This window comes from Kitasatospora sp. NPDC089913 (assembly GCF_044748625.1).
Taxonomy (GTDB): domain Bacteria; phylum Actinomycetota; class Actinomycetes; order Streptomycetales; family Streptomycetaceae; genus Kitasatospora.
In genome coordinates, this window is sequence record NZ_JBIVGI010000022.1 from 66,215 (window position 1) to 81,871 (window position 15,657).

Consider the following 15,657-nt stretch of genomic DNA (forward strand, 5'->3'; position numbering starts at 1 on the left):
TCGGTTCGATCAGTTGTCGACCGGGCGGACGCGGATCCAGGTCTCCAGGTAGTTCGAGGACTCGTTCTCGACCTCGATGCTGGTGCCCGTCTTCGGGACGATGACGCTGCTGTACGGGTTGTCCTTGGTCCAGTAGGACTTCAGGTCGGAGAACTCGTCGACACCCTTGGCCTTCGGGACGACCGTCTCGACGCCCGCCTTGTGCAGGGTCAGACCGTCGGTGCGGCGCGAGCCGAAGGTGGAGTCGTAGCCGTTGATGCGCGGGCGCATCAGCGTGCCGTCCTTCCACTTCAGCGGGGTCGGGTGCGAGTCGACCGGCAGGATCAGGCCCTGACCCGGGTGGTTGGTGACGTTGTTGTCGGTCTGCGACTCGTCCCAGTACCAGATCAGCAGACCGGCCTGGTACGGGTAGTGCTCGACCCAGAGCGGCTTGTCGGCGAAGCCGAAGTTGTACGGGCCGACCTTGAGGGTGCGGTCGTACGACACGTACTGCCGGTTCTCGGCGATGTAGTACTGGTTGTAGTCGTTGGTGAACGAGCCGGTGGTCCGCGAGAAGCCCTTGGCGGTCCAGCCGTTGTCACCGTTCTCGGCACCGTCGGTGAAGACGTTGGCGCCGTCCGCGGTCACCGCGATGTCGTCCAGGGCCAGGCCCTTGAGGTGCAGACCGCCGTCGGTGGTGTAGCGGAAGCGGACCTTGACGGCCTTGCCGGCGTAGGCGTCCAGCGGGAAGGCGAGGTCGCCCCACTTGTCGCCCGAGTTGCCGGTCAGCGAGGCCTTGCCGGAGGGGTCCTTCGGCAGCGCGACGCCGTTGTAGGTGCCCTCGAGGGCGGACCAGTTGGCGCCGCCGTCGGTGGAGACCTCGGCGTAGCCGTAGTCGAAGTCCTGCTCGATGTCGTACCAGGCCTTGGCCGACAGCGCGGCCTTGGTCTTGCCGGTCAGGTCGAGGTCACGGGTCAGCGAGACGTTCAGGTCGTCCGCGCTGCCGCTCCACCACTCGTTCGCACCCGCGTAGGGCTTGTTGATGGTGGTGGTGACCGACTTCTTCGGCAGGTCGACGACGAGCGCCTGCGGGAGCGCGCTGTTGTACTCGACCGGGCCGATGTGGTGGGTCGACTCGGTGCCGGCCTTGGCCTTGTCGTACTTCAGCCAGCCGAGCTTGAGCTTGCTCCAGGCGTCGAGGTCGTTCGGCATGTCGCCGATCGAGTTCTTGCCCTCGCCGAGCCAGGAGCCGGACGACATCAGCGACCAGAAGCCGACCGAGTTGTCGATGCCGCTGCCGGAGGTGTCGTAGAGGTCCGGCAGACCGAGGTCGTGGCCGTACTCGTGGGCGAAGACACCGAGGCCGCCGTTCTCGGGCTGCATGGTGTAGTCGCCGACCCAGACACCGGTGCTGCCGACGGGGGTGCCGCCCAGCTTGTTGGTGGCCGGACCGGTGGTGCCGGCGCCGGTGCCGTAGACGTACGAGCGGTGGGCCCACAGGGCGTCAGTACCCTGCTTGCCGCCGCCCGCCGACTGGTCCTCACCGGCGTGCACGATCTGGAAGTGGTCGATGTAACCGTCCGGCTCGTTGAAGTTGCCGTTGTGGTTGTAGTCGTACCGGTCCCACAGGTCGTACTGCGCGATGGTGGCCTTGATCTGCGCGTCCGTCTGGCCCTTGGCCTTCTGGTCGGCGACCCAGGTGTCGATCGCGTCGCGGATCAGGTCCTGCGCGTTGGCGCAGACGTGCTGGCCGCAGTAGTCCGAGCCGTAACGGGCCTCGTTGTACTTGATCTTCACCCAGTCGGTGACCTGACCGTCGACCGAGTAGCGGCCCGAGGACTGCTTCTCGTAGAAGGTCTTCAGCGAGTCGCCGGTCTTGCTGAAGTACAGGTCCTGGTAGTGCTGCTGGTTGTAGTCAGCCTGCCAGAGGGTGGAGTTGTTGGTCGCGGCGTCCGGCTTCTCGATCTGGTTGCGCTGCGGGCCGGGCTGGCCGCCGTACTTGATCTTGCCGTCCGGGGTCTTGGTGGTGTTGTCCACCTCGTCGCCGAACTCCACCAGGATGGTGAAGATCTTGTCCGTGCGCTCACGGGCCAGCTCGACGTACTTGTCCTTGCCCAGCTTGATGCTGGAGCCGCCGCCGTGCTGCTCGATCTGGGCGGTGCCGGCGAGCAGCTGCTCGGTGGCGGCCTTCTGCTCGGCCTCGACCTTCTCGGTCAGCGGGCCGGGAATGTTGTGCTCAGTGCTGGTCTGAACGGCGTCGGCCGGGTCCTGCGGGACGGGGGCGGCGCCGGCGGCGACCGCCGTGCTCGGGAGCAGTCCCGCGCCGAGCGCGGCTATGACCGCCACGACTGAGGCGGCCGAAGCGGCTTTCCTGGTCATCTTCAACGTTGTGACGTCCTCCCCAAACCGTCCGGCTCTTGGCCTTCCGGTAAACCAATGAAAGACAGGTGGACGACATTTGATCCAAGCGTGGACGGAAAAGATAGACCTTGACCGTGACATGGCCACAGCGCTATCCTCCGCAACTTCGTATCAGCTGACGTGCTGTCAACAGCATTGCCATTAAAGATGACCGCAGCTTCGATCGCACCCGCACCGGCCCCCGTTCAGGCCAGCGACCTGCCGGTTCGTGGTTCGGGTCACAGTTTCGACCGGGGCACGGAAAACGGTCAGGGCCCCCGGCGCGAACGCCGGGGGCCCTAACCGTTGATGTTGTCTGTTAAATGTTGCTACTTCGTCAGGTCGGGACCCGGCGAGGCGACAGCGGCCGGAGTGTCCGCGACCGCGGACTTCTCCTCGCCGCGGAAGGTGAACTTCGCGTCCTTGCCCTCGCCCTCGACGCCGACGACCACGATGTGGCCGGCCCGCAGCTCGCCGAAGAGGATCTTCTCGGAGAGGTGGTCCTCGATCTCGCGCTGGATGGTCCGGCGCAGCGGCCGGGCGCCCAGGATCGGGTCGTAGCCGCGCTTGGCCAGCAGCTTCTTGGCCTCGACGCTGAGCTCCAGGCCCATGTCCTTGTCCTTGAGCCGCTCGTCCACCTTGTCGATCATGAGGTCGACGATCTGGATGATGTCTTCCTCGGACAGCTGGTGGAAGACCACGATGTCGTCGACGCGGTTCAGGAACTCGGGGCGGAAGTGCTGCTTGAGTTCCTCGCCGACCTTCGCCTTCATCCGCTCGTACCCGGTCTGGGTGTCGCCCTGGGCCGCGAAGCCCAGGTTGAAGCCCTTGGAGATGTCCCGGGTGCCGAGGTTGGTCGTCATGATGATGACGGTGTTCTTGAAGTCGACCACGCGGCCCTGGGAGTCGGTCAGCCGACCGTCCTCCAGGATCTGCAGCAGCGAGTTGAAGATGTCCGGGTGGGCCTTCTCCACCTCGTCGAAGAGGACGACGGAGAACGGCTTGCGGCGCACCTTCTCGGTGAGCTGGCCGCCCTCCTCGTAGCCGACGTAGCCGGGGGGCGAGCCGAAGAGCCGGGAGACGGTGTGCTTCTCCGAGAACTCCGACATGTCCAGCGCGATCAGCGCGTCCTCGTCGCCGAAGAGGAACTCGGCGAGCGTCTTGGACAGCTCGGTCTTACCGACGCCGGACGGGCCGGCGAAGATGAACGAGCCGCCGGGGCGCTTCGGGTCCTTGAGGCCCGCACGGGTGCGCCGGATGGCCTGGGAGAGCGCCTTGATGGCGTCCTTCTGGCCGATGACGCGCTTGTGCAGCTCGTCCTCCATGCGCAGCAGCCGGGAGGTCTCCTCCTCGGTCAGCTTGAAGACCGGGATGCCGGTGGCGGTGGCCAGGACCTCGGCGATGAGCTCCTCGTCGACCTCCGCGACGACATCCATGTCGCCGGCCTTCCACTCCTTCTCGCGCTTGGCCTTGGCCTGCAGGAGCTGCTTCTCGTCGTCGCGCAGGGACGCGGCCTTCTCGAAGTCCTGCGCGTCGATCGCGCTCTCCTTCTCGCGGCGCACGTCGGCGATCTTCTCGTCGAACTCGCGCAGGTCCGGCGGCGCGGTCATCCGGCGGATGCGCATCCGGGAGCCGGCCTCGTCGATCAGGTCGATCGCCTTGTCCGGCAGGAAGCGGTCCGAGATGTACCGGTCGGCCAGGGTGGCGGCGGCGACCAGGGCGGCGTCCGTGATCGAGACCCGGTGGTGGGCCTCGTAGCGGTCGCGCAGGCCCTTGAGGATCTCGATGGTGTGCGGCAGCGAGGGCTCGGCGACCTGGATCGGCTGGAAGCGGCGCTCCAGCGCGGCGTCTTTCTCCAGGTGCTTGCGGTACTCGTCGAGCGTGGTGGCACCGATGGTCTGGAGCTCACCGCGGGCCAGCATCGGCTTGAGGATCGAGGCGGCGTCGATGGCACCCTCGGCGGCGCCCGCGCCGACCAGGGTGTGCAGCTCGTCGATGAACAGGATGATGTCGCCGCGGGTGCGGATCTCCTTGAGGACCTTCTTCAGGCGCTCCTCGAAGTCACCGCGGTAGCGCGAGCCGGCCACCAGGGCGCCCAGGTCCAGCGTGTAGAGCTGCTTGTCCTTGAGCGTCTCCGGGACCTCGCCCTTGACGATCGCCTGGGCCAGGCCCTCGACGACGGCGGTCTTGCCGACGCCGGGCTCACCGATCAGGACCGGGTTGTTCTTGGTGCGGCGGGACAGCACCTGCATGACCCGCTCGATCTCCTTCTCGCGCCCGATCACCGGGTCGAGCTTGGCCTCGCGGGCGGCCTGGGTGAGGTTGCGGCCGAACTGGTCCAGGACCAGCGAGGTCGACGGGGTGCCCTCGGCGGGCCCGCCGGCCGTGGCCGACTCCTTGCCGCCGGGGGTCTGGTAACCGGAGAGCAGCTGGATGACCTGCTGACGGACCCGGTTCAGGTCGGCGCCCAGCTTCACCAGGACCTGGGCGGCGACGCCCTCGCCCTCGCGGATCAGGCCGAGCAGGATGTGCTCGGTGCCGATGTAGTTGTGGCCGAGCTGCAGGGCCTCCCGGAGCGACAGCTCCAGGACCTTCTTGGCCCGCGGGGTGAAGGGAATGTGACCGGACGGGGCCTGCTGGCCCTGGCCGATGATCTCCTCGACCTGCTGGCGAACGGCCTCAAGAGAAATCCCGAGGCTCTCCAGGGCCTTAGCGGCGACACCCTCACCCTCGTGGATCAGACCCAGGAGGATGTGCTCGGTGCCGATGTAGTTGTGGTTGAGCATCCGGGCTTCTTCCTGAGCCAGGACGACAACCCGCCGCGCGCGGTCGGTGAACCTCTCGAACATCGTTTATCGCTCCTCAGAGCGGTCGGGCAGTTCGGGGTCCGTCCCCGCCCTGTCCTTCCGCATGCTAGTCCCGCTCAGCGGCGCGGCCCACGGATTCGCTCCCCTCGCGGGGAGCGACATGCTGCGCGACCAGCCGACACCAGTCCCAACCCGATGTTGGGAGACGGTGTTCCCGCACGGGGGCCGGATGCACCGGATACCGCTACGCCATCGGCGAACAACCTCCGCCGCTGCGCAGCCGGTGGGCGTCCGACCGGTCACGCGTACTGCCCCGGACGGGGTCACGGACCTCGTCCATCTGCATTCATACCCGGTATCGGGGCGGTTCTCGCGCAGTTTCCGCGGTGGCGGTGTTCGCCTGGCGAGAAGTCGGCCGCCGCTGACGGTCGGTCAGCCGCGGCCGCGGTGGCCGGTACGCCGTCCCGGTGGTGTCCGCGTTACCGCTTCGCCCCTCCAGCGTTGCACAGGCCGTGACCGTTCTGCCGCCCGAGCCCGTGCCCGGCCCGCTGCCCGAACGGGCCGCCGCGCCCGCGCCGGGGCGCCGCGGCGCCGTCCGGACGTACGCCGCAGGGCGCGGAGGGAGTCCCTCCGCGCCCCGCGCGTGTGCCGTGGACGCTCCGGCCGGTGCCCGGGGCACCGCACCCGTCCGGGCGGCCGGGCCTCGCCCGGATCAGGCCGCGTTGGCCTTCTCGTAGGCCTCGCGCACATTGCTGGGGACGCGGCCGCGGTCGTTGACCTCCAGGCCCTGCTCCTTGGCCCACGCGCGGATCTTGGCGGTGTCCGGGACGCTGCCGGACGGGCGCGGGGCGGTGCTGCGGCCCGCGCGGCGGGGGCCGGCGAGGCGGCCGCTCTGCTTGCGGCCCTTCTCGACGTACGGCGCCAGCAGATCGCGGAGCTTGTCCGCGTTGACGCTCTTCAGATCGATCTCGTAGGCAACGCCGTCCAGGGCGAACGTCACCGTCTCGTCCGCCGACCCGCCGTCGAGATCGTCTTCAAGAATGACCTGCACCCTCTGTGCCACGGGCTTCCCTTTCCGCTAAACGACCCATTGCCTAAGGAAAGGAAAGCGCCTTTCTCCGGAAAACACAAACCCCTGACCGCCCGGGGGCGGCTCACAGGTGCAGCAGCATGCGCGAGTTGCCCAGCGTGTTGGGCTTCACCCGCTCCAGGTCGAGGAACTCGGCAACACCTTCATCGTACGAGCGGAGAAGTTCTTCATAGACATCCGTAGCGATCGCCGCCGGGTCTGTCGTACCATCATCGGTTTCCTGGACCTCTCCGATCTCCACGAAACCGTGTTTCGCGAAGAACGGGACCTCGAACGTCAAGCAGAAAATCCGACGGACGCCGAGCCAGCGGGCGGTCTGCAGCAGCTTCTCCAGCAGCAGGTGTCCGACGCCGTGGCCGCGGCAGGACTCGTCGACGGCGAGCGTGCGGACCTCGGCGAGGTCCTCCCACATGACGTGCAGCGCGCCGCAGGCCACCACCGTCCCGTTGTCGTCGCGTTCCGCGACCCAGAACTCCTGCACCGATTCGAACAGCGTGACGGTGGGCTTGTCGAGCAGAATCCCGTCGCGCGAGTAGGTGTCGATGAGCGTGCGCACTGCCCGAACGTCCGTGGTCCGCGCCCGGCGGATGGTGACCTCCATGGCGGGACGTTATCGTGCCGGCGCCGATCCGGTCTCCCCGGTATCCGGTCCGCTCTCCGGTCCGCTCCGCGCCCCGCTCTCCGGAGAATCCGGGGCCGCCGGATCGGTCGGGAACAGAGCGGCCACCCGCAGGGCGTCCCGCAGCGCCTCCCGTTGCTCGGGCGACATCAGGCCGAAGAAGTGCACCAGGGCCGCGGCCGGATTGTCGCCGGTGGCCCAGGCGTCGTTCATCAGGGCGGCCGTGTACGCCTCGCGCGAGGAGACCGGTTCATATCGATAGGCCCGGCCGACGCGCTCCCGACGGAGCCAGCCCTTTCGGTGCAGCTTGTCCAGGACGGTCATCACCGTGGTGTACGCGATTTCCCGTTCCGACCGCAGATCCAGAAGGACCTCGCGAACCGTGACCGGTCGGTTCCACTGCCACACCCGGGTCATGATGGCGTTCTCAAGTTCGCCGAGTTGCCGGACCATAGTGCGGCCAGGATAGGGAGTGAACGGGGCAAATCTTGTGAAGTGCGGTGAAACCGGCGCGCCGCCACCCCCGGAATCCGGGAATGGCGGCGCGGGTGCCGCGGGGGCGTCCGGCGGATGCCGGACGGGCCGTCGGCCGCTCAGTCGGCCAGGTCCTCCTTGGCCTTCTGGGCGCCGCCCTGGGTGCGGATGATGGCCCGCACCAGGAATCCGAAGCCGATCGCCATGACCAGCGGCGGGACGATCGCGCTGACGTAGTCCATCAGGTCACTCCTCCTCGGTCTGCTCCGCCGTACCGGCGGACGCCTTGGGCTCCGGCTTCACCAGCGGGAAGAGCACGGTCTCCCGGATGTTCTTGCCGGTGAGCAGCATGATCAGGCGGTCCACCCCGAGCCCGAGGCCGCCGGTGGGCGGCATCGCGTACTCCAGGGCCCGCAGGAAGTCCTCGTCGATCTGCATCGCCTCGACGTCGCCGCCGGCCGCGAGCAGGGACTGCGCGGTGAGGCGGGCACGCTGCTCGACCGGGTCGATCAGCTCGGAGTAGGCGGTGCCGATCTCGGTGCCGAAGATCACCAGGTCCCACTTCTCGGCCACGCCCGCGATCGAGCGGTGCTGGCGGGTCAGCGGGGAGACCTCGGTCGGGTAGTCCTTGATGAAGGTCGGCCGGACGGCGTTCTCCTCCAGCAGGCGCTCGACCATCTCCAGCACGATCTGGCCGTGGCCCCACTCCTTCTCGAAGGGGATGCCGTGCTCGGAGGCCAGCTTGCGCAGCTCCTCGACGCCGGTCTCCGGGGTGACCTCGGTGCCCAGGTGCGCGGAGATGCCGGGGTAGACGCTCACCTCGTCCCAGGGCTGGGCGAGGTCGATCTCGTGCTCCACGCCGTGCGGGTCCAGGCCCTTGATCACCGTGGTGCCCAGCGCGTCCCGGGCCGCGTTGACGATGGTGGCCCGGATCAGCTCGGCCTGGGTGTCGTAGTCGCCGTAGGCCTCGTACGACTCCAGCGAGGTGAACTCCGGGTTGTGGGTGGAGTCCGCGCCCTCGTTGCGGAAGTTGCGGTTGATCTCGAAGACCTTCTCCGCGCCGCCGACCACCAGCCGCTTGAGGTACAGCTCGGGGGCGATCCGCATGAAGAGGTCGATGTCGTAGGCGTTGATGTGCGTCTTGAACGGACGCGCGTTGGCGCCGCCGTGCACCGGCTGCAGCATCGGGGTCTCGACCTCGATGTAGCCGCGCTCCTCGTAGGTGCGGCGGATCGAGCGGACCACCCTGGAGCGCAGGTGCAGGATCTCGCGGGCCTCGGGGTTGACGATCAGGTCCACGTACCGCTGGCGGACCCGGGCCTCCGGGTCGGTCAGGCCCTTGTGCTTGTCGGGCAGCGGGCGCAGGCACTTGGCGGTGAGCTCCCAGCGGTCCACCATCACCGACAGCTCGCCGCGCCGGGAGGTGATCACCTCGCCCTCGACGCCGACCTGGTCGCCGAGGTCGATGTCCGACTTCCAGGCCGCCAGCCGCTCCTCGCCCAGCTTGTCCAGGGACAGCATCACCTGGAGGTCGCCGGAGCCGTCGCGCAGGGTCGCGAAGCAGAGCTTGCCACCGGTGCGGGAGAGCACCACCCGGCCGGTGATGCCGGCCCGCTCGCCGGTCGCGGTGTCCGGGGCCAGGTCCGGGTGCTTGTCCCGGAGGTCGGCGATGGTGCTGGTACGGGGGAAGCCGACCGGGTACGGGTCGATGCCGGCGGCCCGGAGCCGGTCCAGCTTCTCGCGCCGGACGCGCATCTGCTCGGGAAGGTCGTCGGTCGCGGTGATGGGACTCTGATCGCTCACCCCACCAGGGTAGCCAGCCCGCGGTGGTGCTCCGCCACGGGATTGCCGCGCCGCGCGACGGGTTCAGGGGCGCCGGCGGCCGAGGCGGCGGGAGGTGAGCAGCGCGGCGCCGCCCAGGGTCAGGGCGGTGGCGGAGGCCCAGGCCAGCGGGACGGCGTCGCGGCGGCCGCTGTCGGCCAGCTCGCCGCCGTCCGCGAGGCCGAGTGCCACCGTGTCGGTGGTCCCGGTGCTCCCGGTCCGGGCGGCGCTCCGGCCGGTGGTGGTGGCCGTGCCGGTCGCGGTGCCGGTCCCGGTGCCGCTGCCGCTGCCGGTGGCGTCCGCCGCCGAGGCCGGGACGACCGGTGCGACCTGCTCGGCCGGGGCTCCGGTCCCGGCGTCCGGGCCGGTGGGCACGGTCGCGGGGAGCGAGCGCAGCGCGACCTTGATCCGGTCGTTGTCCGGGTCGGGGTCCCAGCTCATGGGGGCGCTCGGGTAGCCCTCCTCGAAGTCGCTGAACTGGTTCTGGAACGAGACGGTGGCCGACAGCGGGACGGTGCCGTCGTCCAGCTGCACGCCCAGGACGTGCCGGCTGGAGGCGCCGTTCGCCATGAAGAAGGAGAAGGCGTCGCAGGAGTACCGGTTGAGCAGGCGGTCCGTCGGCTGTCCCTGGACGCGGTTGTCCGCCCGGCAGTTCTTGGGCAGGTCGGTGACGGTGGCGCCCTCGGGCAGCTGGATCCGGACGAACGGGGTGCCGTCGCCGCCGCTGCGGTCGTAGATCGAGGCCGGGCCCCGGTTGGCGGCCGTGACGGTGAGCGTGCCGGAACGGCCGGAGGCGTCCGGGGCCCAGCTGCCGGTCAGGGCGAAGTCGGCGCCGTTGTCCGCGAGCACCTCCTGCTCGGTGAAGTGGCCGTTGATGTCGGGGTAGCCGGAGGGGATGCCCTCGGCGGAGTCCCGGACCAGGGTGGCGGGCGCGCCGGTGCCGTGCTCGAAGGCCAGCCGCCGGCGCAGCGCCGGCCCCTGGGCGGCGGCCGCGTCCGGGTCGGCGAAGACCATGAAGTCCGCGAAGGTGTACCGGGCCTCGGAGGTGACGGTCAGGTCGACGCCTTTCAGCCGGACCGGCTCGTTGGGCAGGATCTCGCCCTCGACGGTGCAGATGGCGTGGGTGGTCGCGATCGGGGTGCCGAAGCCCTCCTGGCCGAGCCGGCCCGGGTCGGTGGCGTACTCGCAGTTGGACGGCCAGTTCTCGACCTTCAGCCCGGGCAGCATCATGACCTCGACGACGGCCCGGGCGGCCGAGACGCCGCCGCGGTTGGCGAACCGCACGGCCGGGGTGAAGGTGGTGCCGACCTTGGCCTGCTCCTTGGGGGCGATCTCGGCGACCCGGAACGCGGCGCCGCCGACCTCGACCGAGAAGTCCTTGTTCGCGGACTCGGCGCCGGGGGCGGTCAGCGCGGCGTGCACCACGCCCCTGGTGCCGGCCCTGACGCCGGGGACGGCGCTGAGCCACAGGTGGTCGGTGATGTTGATGCTGTCGCTGTTGAGGTAGCTGAGGTCGCAGGTGACGGTCCGGGCCGCGGTGGCGCACCGGCCGCCGGAGGCGGTGAGCGTGGCGACGCCGTCCAGCCCGGTGGTGTCGAGGGTGAGCTTGGCGCCCGGGACCGGGGCGGTGCCGGTCCGGCCGACCCGGAGGAAGACGTTCTCGCCGAACTGCGGCTGGGCCGTCGGCTCGCCCGGGACCTGGATCAGGGAGCCGACCTCGATGCTGAGGGCCGGTCCCGCGGCGTGGGCGGGGACGGCGAGCGTGCCGACGGACAGGGCGGCGACGGCCGTCGCGGCGGCCGAGCCGAGCACCCGGCGCATGCGGGTCGAGTTCACGGGGATCCTCTTGATCGTGGGGTGTCCCCGCGACCCTATGGACGGCCGGCCGGACGTCAAGCCGGTTGATCGCCCATCAATTCGTACAGGACGGGAGCGATCCGGCGGCGCGCGCGGTGATGGTTATCGAGTTGTGACCCGAACGATCCGCCCGGGGAACGGAATTGTCGACACATGGATCGGGGAGGCCGGGCCGCTCGGTGCGGCGCGGCCTCCCCGGGAGGCGGTGGCGGGGCGGGCTCAGCCGGTGCCGGTGGCCAGCTCCAGGTCCTCGGGTGCGGCCGGGTGGGCCGGCCGGTCCGGGTGCGCCGGGGCCTTGGGGCGGCGGCCGAAGAGTTCGGCGGGGGTCGGCATCCGGTGCGGCCGGGCGGGCTGCTGGTCCTGCGGGCCGCGGGGGGCGCCCTTGCGGCCGGCGGCGGGCTGCTCGGCGGGGTGCTCGGTGCTGCTCATCGGGATCCGTCCTCCAACAGGGATGAGGGGACTGCTCGGGGGTGCGGCGGGGCTCGGTACGGCGACGAGGTGGCGCTGGCCGGTGCTGAGCGCGAGCCGCTCGCGGACGGCGGCCTCGGCCAGCGCGTGGCAGCGGCCGGCCAGCCGGGAGCGGCGGGAGCGCTCGTGCTGGCCGCAGGGCTGGCGGGACAGTCCGCGCAGCGCGGTGAGGTCCTCCGGTCCCGGGAGGTAGCCGTCGGTGACCGCCTCCTCCAGCCGTTCCAGGTAGCCGCTGGCGCTGCCGGGCAGCGCGGCCCGGTAGCGGGTGAGGTCGGCGAGGAGGAAGGCGCGCAGCCGGCCCCCCTCCTGGACGGCCTCGTCGATCGCCTCGGTCAGGCGCAGTGCGTCCTGGACGTCCTCGGCCCACAGGGCGGCCACCGGGTCGGCGTACAGCGGCCGGTCGGAGAGCTGGAGGTGGGCGGGGACGGCGGGGTGCAGGGCTTGGGCGAGGGCGCGGCGCAGCACGCGGACTTCGTCGGCGCTGAAGGCCATGCCGCCGCGCGATCCGTGTGGCGTAGGCATGGACTGACACTACGTGAGGAATATCCGATTTGTCGGTAGTGTCGCGCCGAGCCCCCACGTTCGGACGCTGCGCCGCGCCCCCGGTCAGCTCGGGCGGTTGCGTTCGAAGACCAGGCGCAGGCCGATGAGGGTGAGCCAGGGCTCGTGGACGTCGAGGGAGCCGGCCTCGCCGAGGACGAGCGGGGCCAGTCCGCCGGTGGCGATCACCTGGACGTCGTCGGGGTCCTTGGACAGCTCCCGGGCCATCCGGTCGACCAGCCCGTCGACCTGCCCGGCGAAGCCGTAGAGGATGCCGGACTGCATGCCCTCGACGGTGTTCTTGCCGATCACGTTGCGCGGGCGGGTCAGCTCGATCTTGCGCAGCAGGGCGCCGCGGTTGCCGAGCGCCTCGACCGAGATCTCGATGCCGGGGGCGATCGCGCCGCCGACGTAGTCGCCGCGGGCGTTGACCGCGTCGAAGGTGGTGGCGGTGCCGAAGTCGACCACGATGCAGGGGCCGCCGTAGAGGTGGTTGGCGGCCAGCGCGTTGACGATCCGGTCGGCACCGACCTCCTTGGGGTTGTCCATGAGGACGTGCACCCCCGTCTTCACCCCCGGCTCCACGATCACCGCGGGGACGTCGCCGTAGTACCGGCGCGCCACCTCGCGGAACTCGTGGAGCACGGAGGGGACGGAGGAGCAGATCGCCAGGCCCTCGACCTTCGCGTCCGCGATCGCGGTCCCCGATCCCTGCGGGCCCATCAGGCCGTGCAGCAGCACCGCCAGCTCGTCCGCCGTGCGGCGCGGATCGGTGGAGATCCGCCAGGTCTCGACCACCTCCTCACCGCCGAACAGGCCGAGGGTGGTCTGGGTGTTGCCGACGTCGATGGTGAGCAGCATCGGGTGCTTTCTGCGTCGAGGGCCGGGAGCGAACGGGCGAACGGGCCGGACGGACGGTCAGGCGCGCAGGTCCAGGCCGATGTCCAGGATCGGCGAGGAGTGGGTCAGCGCGCCGACCGCCAGGTACTGGACACCAGTCTGGGCGACCTCGCGCGCGGTGGCCAGGGTGAGTCCGCCGGACGCCTCCAGCTCGGCCCGGCCGGCCACCAGGGCGACCGCCTCGCGCAGCTGCGGGACGGTGAAGTTGTCCAGCAGGATCAGCTCGGCACCGGCCTCCAGGACCGGGGGGATCTGCTCCAGGGTGTCGACCTCGACCTCGACCGGCAGCTCCGGGTAGGCGGCCCGGACGGCCCGGAAGGCCTCGGCGACGCCGCCGGCCGCGACCACGTGGTTGTCCTTGACCAGGGCCGCGTCCGAGAGCGCCATCCGGTGGTTGGCGCCGCCGCCGCAGCGGACCGCGAACTTCTCCAGCGCGCGCAGGCCCGGGGTGGTCTTGCGGGTGTCGCGGACCACCGCGTCGGTGCCCTCCAGGGCGTCCGCCCAGGCACGGGTGGCGGTGGCGATGCCGGACAGGTGGCAGAGCAGGTTGAGCGCGCTGCGCTCGGCGGTCAGCAGGTCCCGGGTGCGGGAGCGGACCGAGAGCAGCACCTGGCCGGCCTCGACCCGGTCGCCGTCCTGGACGTGCCGCTCGACCTCGAACTCCTCCTCGCAGACCAGCGAGACGACGGCCTCGGCGATCCGCAGGCCGGCCACCACGCCCGCCTCGCGGGCGGTGAAGTCGGCGGTGGCGACGGCGTCGGCGGGCACGGTGGCCACCGAGGTGACGTCCTCGCCGCCGGCCAGGTCCTCGGCCAGCGCCAGGGTCGCGATGTCCTCGACCTCGACCGGGTCGAGCCCGGCCTCCTCCAGCAGCTCGGCGAGCTGGGGGTCCAGGCCGGTCTCGTAGCCCTCGCCGTCCCCGCAGGCGCAGCCGTCGCCGCAGCCGCCGGCCAGCGGGAGCTCGTCGTGCTCGTGCTCGTGCAGGTGGGTCACGTCGGTCGCGTCGGTCATGGTGGTTACGGCTCCTCGAGGGTGCTGACGGGTCCGCCGGAGGCGGTGAGGGTGGTGATCAGATGGCGTCGCCAGTGCGCGTCGTCGCGCTCCGGGAAGTCCTCGCGCCAGTGGCAGCCGCGGGTCTCCTCGCGCTGCGCGGCGGCGGTGACCAGGGCGTCGGCGACCAGCAGCAGGTTGGCGGCCTCCCAGGTCTCCACCCGGGGGTCGGCCGGCTTCTCCTCGGCGACGGCGGCGCGGGTCTGCCCGGCGATCAGGGCCAGCCCCTCCGCCGTGGCGGCCATCGACGCGGCCGAGCGCAGCACACCGGTGCCGCGCGACATCAGCCGCTGGATCTCGGCCCGGGCCTCGGGCGCGGGCAGCGGCACCGGGTGGGCCGCGCGGGCCGCTCCGGCGTCCACGGCGCGTTCGGGCAGCTCCCCGGCGGTGTGCCGGGCGGCCAGGTCGGCGGCGATCCGCTCGGCGAAGACCAGGCCCTCCAGCAGCGAGTTGGAGGCCAGCCGGTTGGCGCCGTGCACCCCGGTGCAGGCCACCTCGCCGCACGCGTAGAGGCCGGGGACGGAGGTCCGGCCGCTGTTGTCGGTGCGCACCCCGCCGGAGGCGTGGTGCGCGGCCGGCGCGATCGGGATCGGCTCGGTGACCGGGTCGATGCCGTGCGCGCGGCAGGAGGCCAGGATGGTGGGGAAGCGGCGCTGCCACATCTCGGCGCCGAAGTGCCGGCCGTCCAGGTACATGTGGTCGGTGTCGTGCTCCTGCATCCGGCGGGTGATCGCCTTGGCGACGATGTCGCGCGGGGCCAGTTCGGCCAGCTCGTGCTGCCCGACCATGAACCGGACGCCGTCCGCGTCCACCAGGTGCGCGCCCTCGCCGCGGACGGCTTCGGAGACCAGCGGCTGCTGGCCCTCCGCCTCGGGGCCGAGCCAGAGCACGGTGGGGTGGAACTGGACGAACTCCAGGTCGGTGACCTCGGCGCCGGCCCGCAGCGCGAGCGCCACGCCGTCCCCGGTGGAGACCGGCGGGTTGGTGGTGGCCGAGAAGACCTGGCCCATGCCGCCGGTGGCGAGCACCACCGCGCGGGCGCGGACGGCGCCGACGCCGTCCCGCTGGCCCTCGCCCATCACGTGCAGGGTGAGTCCGGCGGCGTGCCCCTCGGCGTCGGTGAGCAGGTCGAGCACCAGGGCGTGCTCGATCAGCTCGATGTCCGGGTCCCGCCGGACGGCCTCGACCAGGGCGCGGGATATCTCGGCGCCGGTGGCGTCCCCGCCGGCGTGCGCGATCCGGTTCCGGTGGTGGCCGCCCTCGCGGGTGAGCAGGACGTCGCCGTCCTCGCCCCGGTCGAAGTCCGCGCCGAGCGCGATCAGCCGGCGGACCGCGTCCGGGCCCTCGGTGACCAGGGTGCGGACGCTGTCCTCGTCGCACAGCCCGGCGCCCGCCACCAGGGTGTCGGTCAGGTGCTGCTCGGGGGTGTCCCCCTCGCCCAGGGCGGCCGCGACGCCGCCCTGGGCCCAGCGGGTGGAACCGTCGTCCAGCATCGCCTTGGTGACCACCAGGGCCCGCAGGCCGGCCCGGCGGACGTTGAGGGCGACGGTGAGCCCGGCCACGCCGGAGCCGACCACGACGACATCGGTGTCGGCGGTCCAGCCCGGCGCGGGGGCGGTGAGGCGGTGGGTGACGGACATGACTTCAGTGGC

Annotated in this window: 12 protein-coding genes; all 12 read right to left on the reverse strand. The window is 71.1% G+C overall.

Going from position 1 to position 15,657, the window contains the following annotated elements:
* Positions 1-9 precede the first annotated feature (9 nt).
* Complete coding sequence (locus ACIPYS_RS28335) at positions 10-2,358, reverse strand: immune inhibitor A domain-containing protein (protein ID WP_173862104.1); 2,349 nt, start codon at positions 2,356-2,358, stop codon at positions 10-12.
* A gap of 350 nt (positions 2,359-2,708) precedes the next feature.
* Positions 2,709-5,228: an ATP-dependent Clp protease ATP-binding subunit gene (locus ACIPYS_RS28340; RefSeq protein WP_093861575.1), complete on the reverse strand. Its 2,520-nt coding sequence runs from the start codon at positions 5,226-5,228 to the stop codon at positions 2,709-2,711.
* 670 nt (positions 5,229-5,898) lie between these two features.
* Positions 5,899-6,249: an Lsr2 family protein gene (locus ACIPYS_RS28345; RefSeq protein WP_093861576.1), complete on the reverse strand. Its 351-nt coding sequence runs from the start codon at positions 6,247-6,249 to the stop codon at positions 5,899-5,901.
* A 91-nt stretch (positions 6,250-6,340) separates the two neighbouring features.
* Positions 6,341-6,877: an amino-acid N-acetyltransferase gene (locus ACIPYS_RS28350; RefSeq protein ID WP_093861577.1), complete on the reverse strand. Its 537-nt coding sequence runs from the start codon at positions 6,875-6,877 to the stop codon at positions 6,341-6,343.
* A gap of 9 nt (positions 6,878-6,886) precedes the next feature.
* Positions 6,887-7,348, reverse strand: coding sequence for a BlaI/MecI/CopY family transcriptional regulator (locus ACIPYS_RS28355; RefSeq protein WP_093861578.1), 462 nt, complete (start codon positions 7,346-7,348; stop codon positions 6,887-6,889).
* A 140-nt stretch (positions 7,349-7,488) separates the two neighbouring features.
* A complete protein-coding gene (locus tag ACIPYS_RS28360; protein WP_286158571.1) occupies positions 7,489-7,611 on the reverse strand; it encodes a hypothetical protein in 123 nt (40 codons plus the stop codon).
* Between the two features lie 4 nt (positions 7,612-7,615).
* Positions 7,616-9,172: a bifunctional lysylphosphatidylglycerol synthetase/lysine--tRNA ligase LysX gene (gene lysX, locus ACIPYS_RS28365; RefSeq protein WP_400751177.1), complete on the reverse strand. Its 1,557-nt coding sequence runs from the start codon at positions 9,170-9,172 to the stop codon at positions 7,616-7,618.
* Positions 9,173-9,235: 63 nt separating this feature from the next.
* A complete protein-coding gene (locus ACIPYS_RS28370) occupies positions 9,236-11,026 on the reverse strand; it encodes a hypothetical protein (RefSeq protein WP_400751180.1) in 1,791 nt (596 codons plus the stop codon).
* Between the two features lie 240 nt (positions 11,027-11,266).
* Positions 11,267-12,037 (reverse strand): hypothetical protein, encoded by a 771-nt coding sequence (locus ACIPYS_RS28375; protein ID WP_093861581.1) that lies wholly within the window; start codon positions 12,035-12,037, stop codon positions 11,267-11,269.
* Between the two features lie 84 nt (positions 12,038-12,121).
* Positions 12,122-12,916: a type III pantothenate kinase gene (locus ACIPYS_RS28380; protein WP_093861582.1), complete on the reverse strand. Its 795-nt coding sequence runs from the start codon at positions 12,914-12,916 to the stop codon at positions 12,122-12,124.
* A gap of 57 nt (positions 12,917-12,973) precedes the next feature.
* Complete coding sequence (gene nadC / locus ACIPYS_RS28385) at positions 12,974-13,966, reverse strand: carboxylating nicotinate-nucleotide diphosphorylase (protein WP_093861583.1); 993 nt, start codon at positions 13,964-13,966, stop codon at positions 12,974-12,976.
* A 5-nt stretch (positions 13,967-13,971) separates the two neighbouring features.
* Positions 13,972-15,645, reverse strand: coding sequence for an L-aspartate oxidase (locus ACIPYS_RS28390; RefSeq protein WP_400751186.1), 1,674 nt, complete (start codon positions 15,643-15,645; stop codon positions 13,972-13,974).
* Between the last annotated feature and the right edge of the window lie 12 nt (positions 15,646-15,657).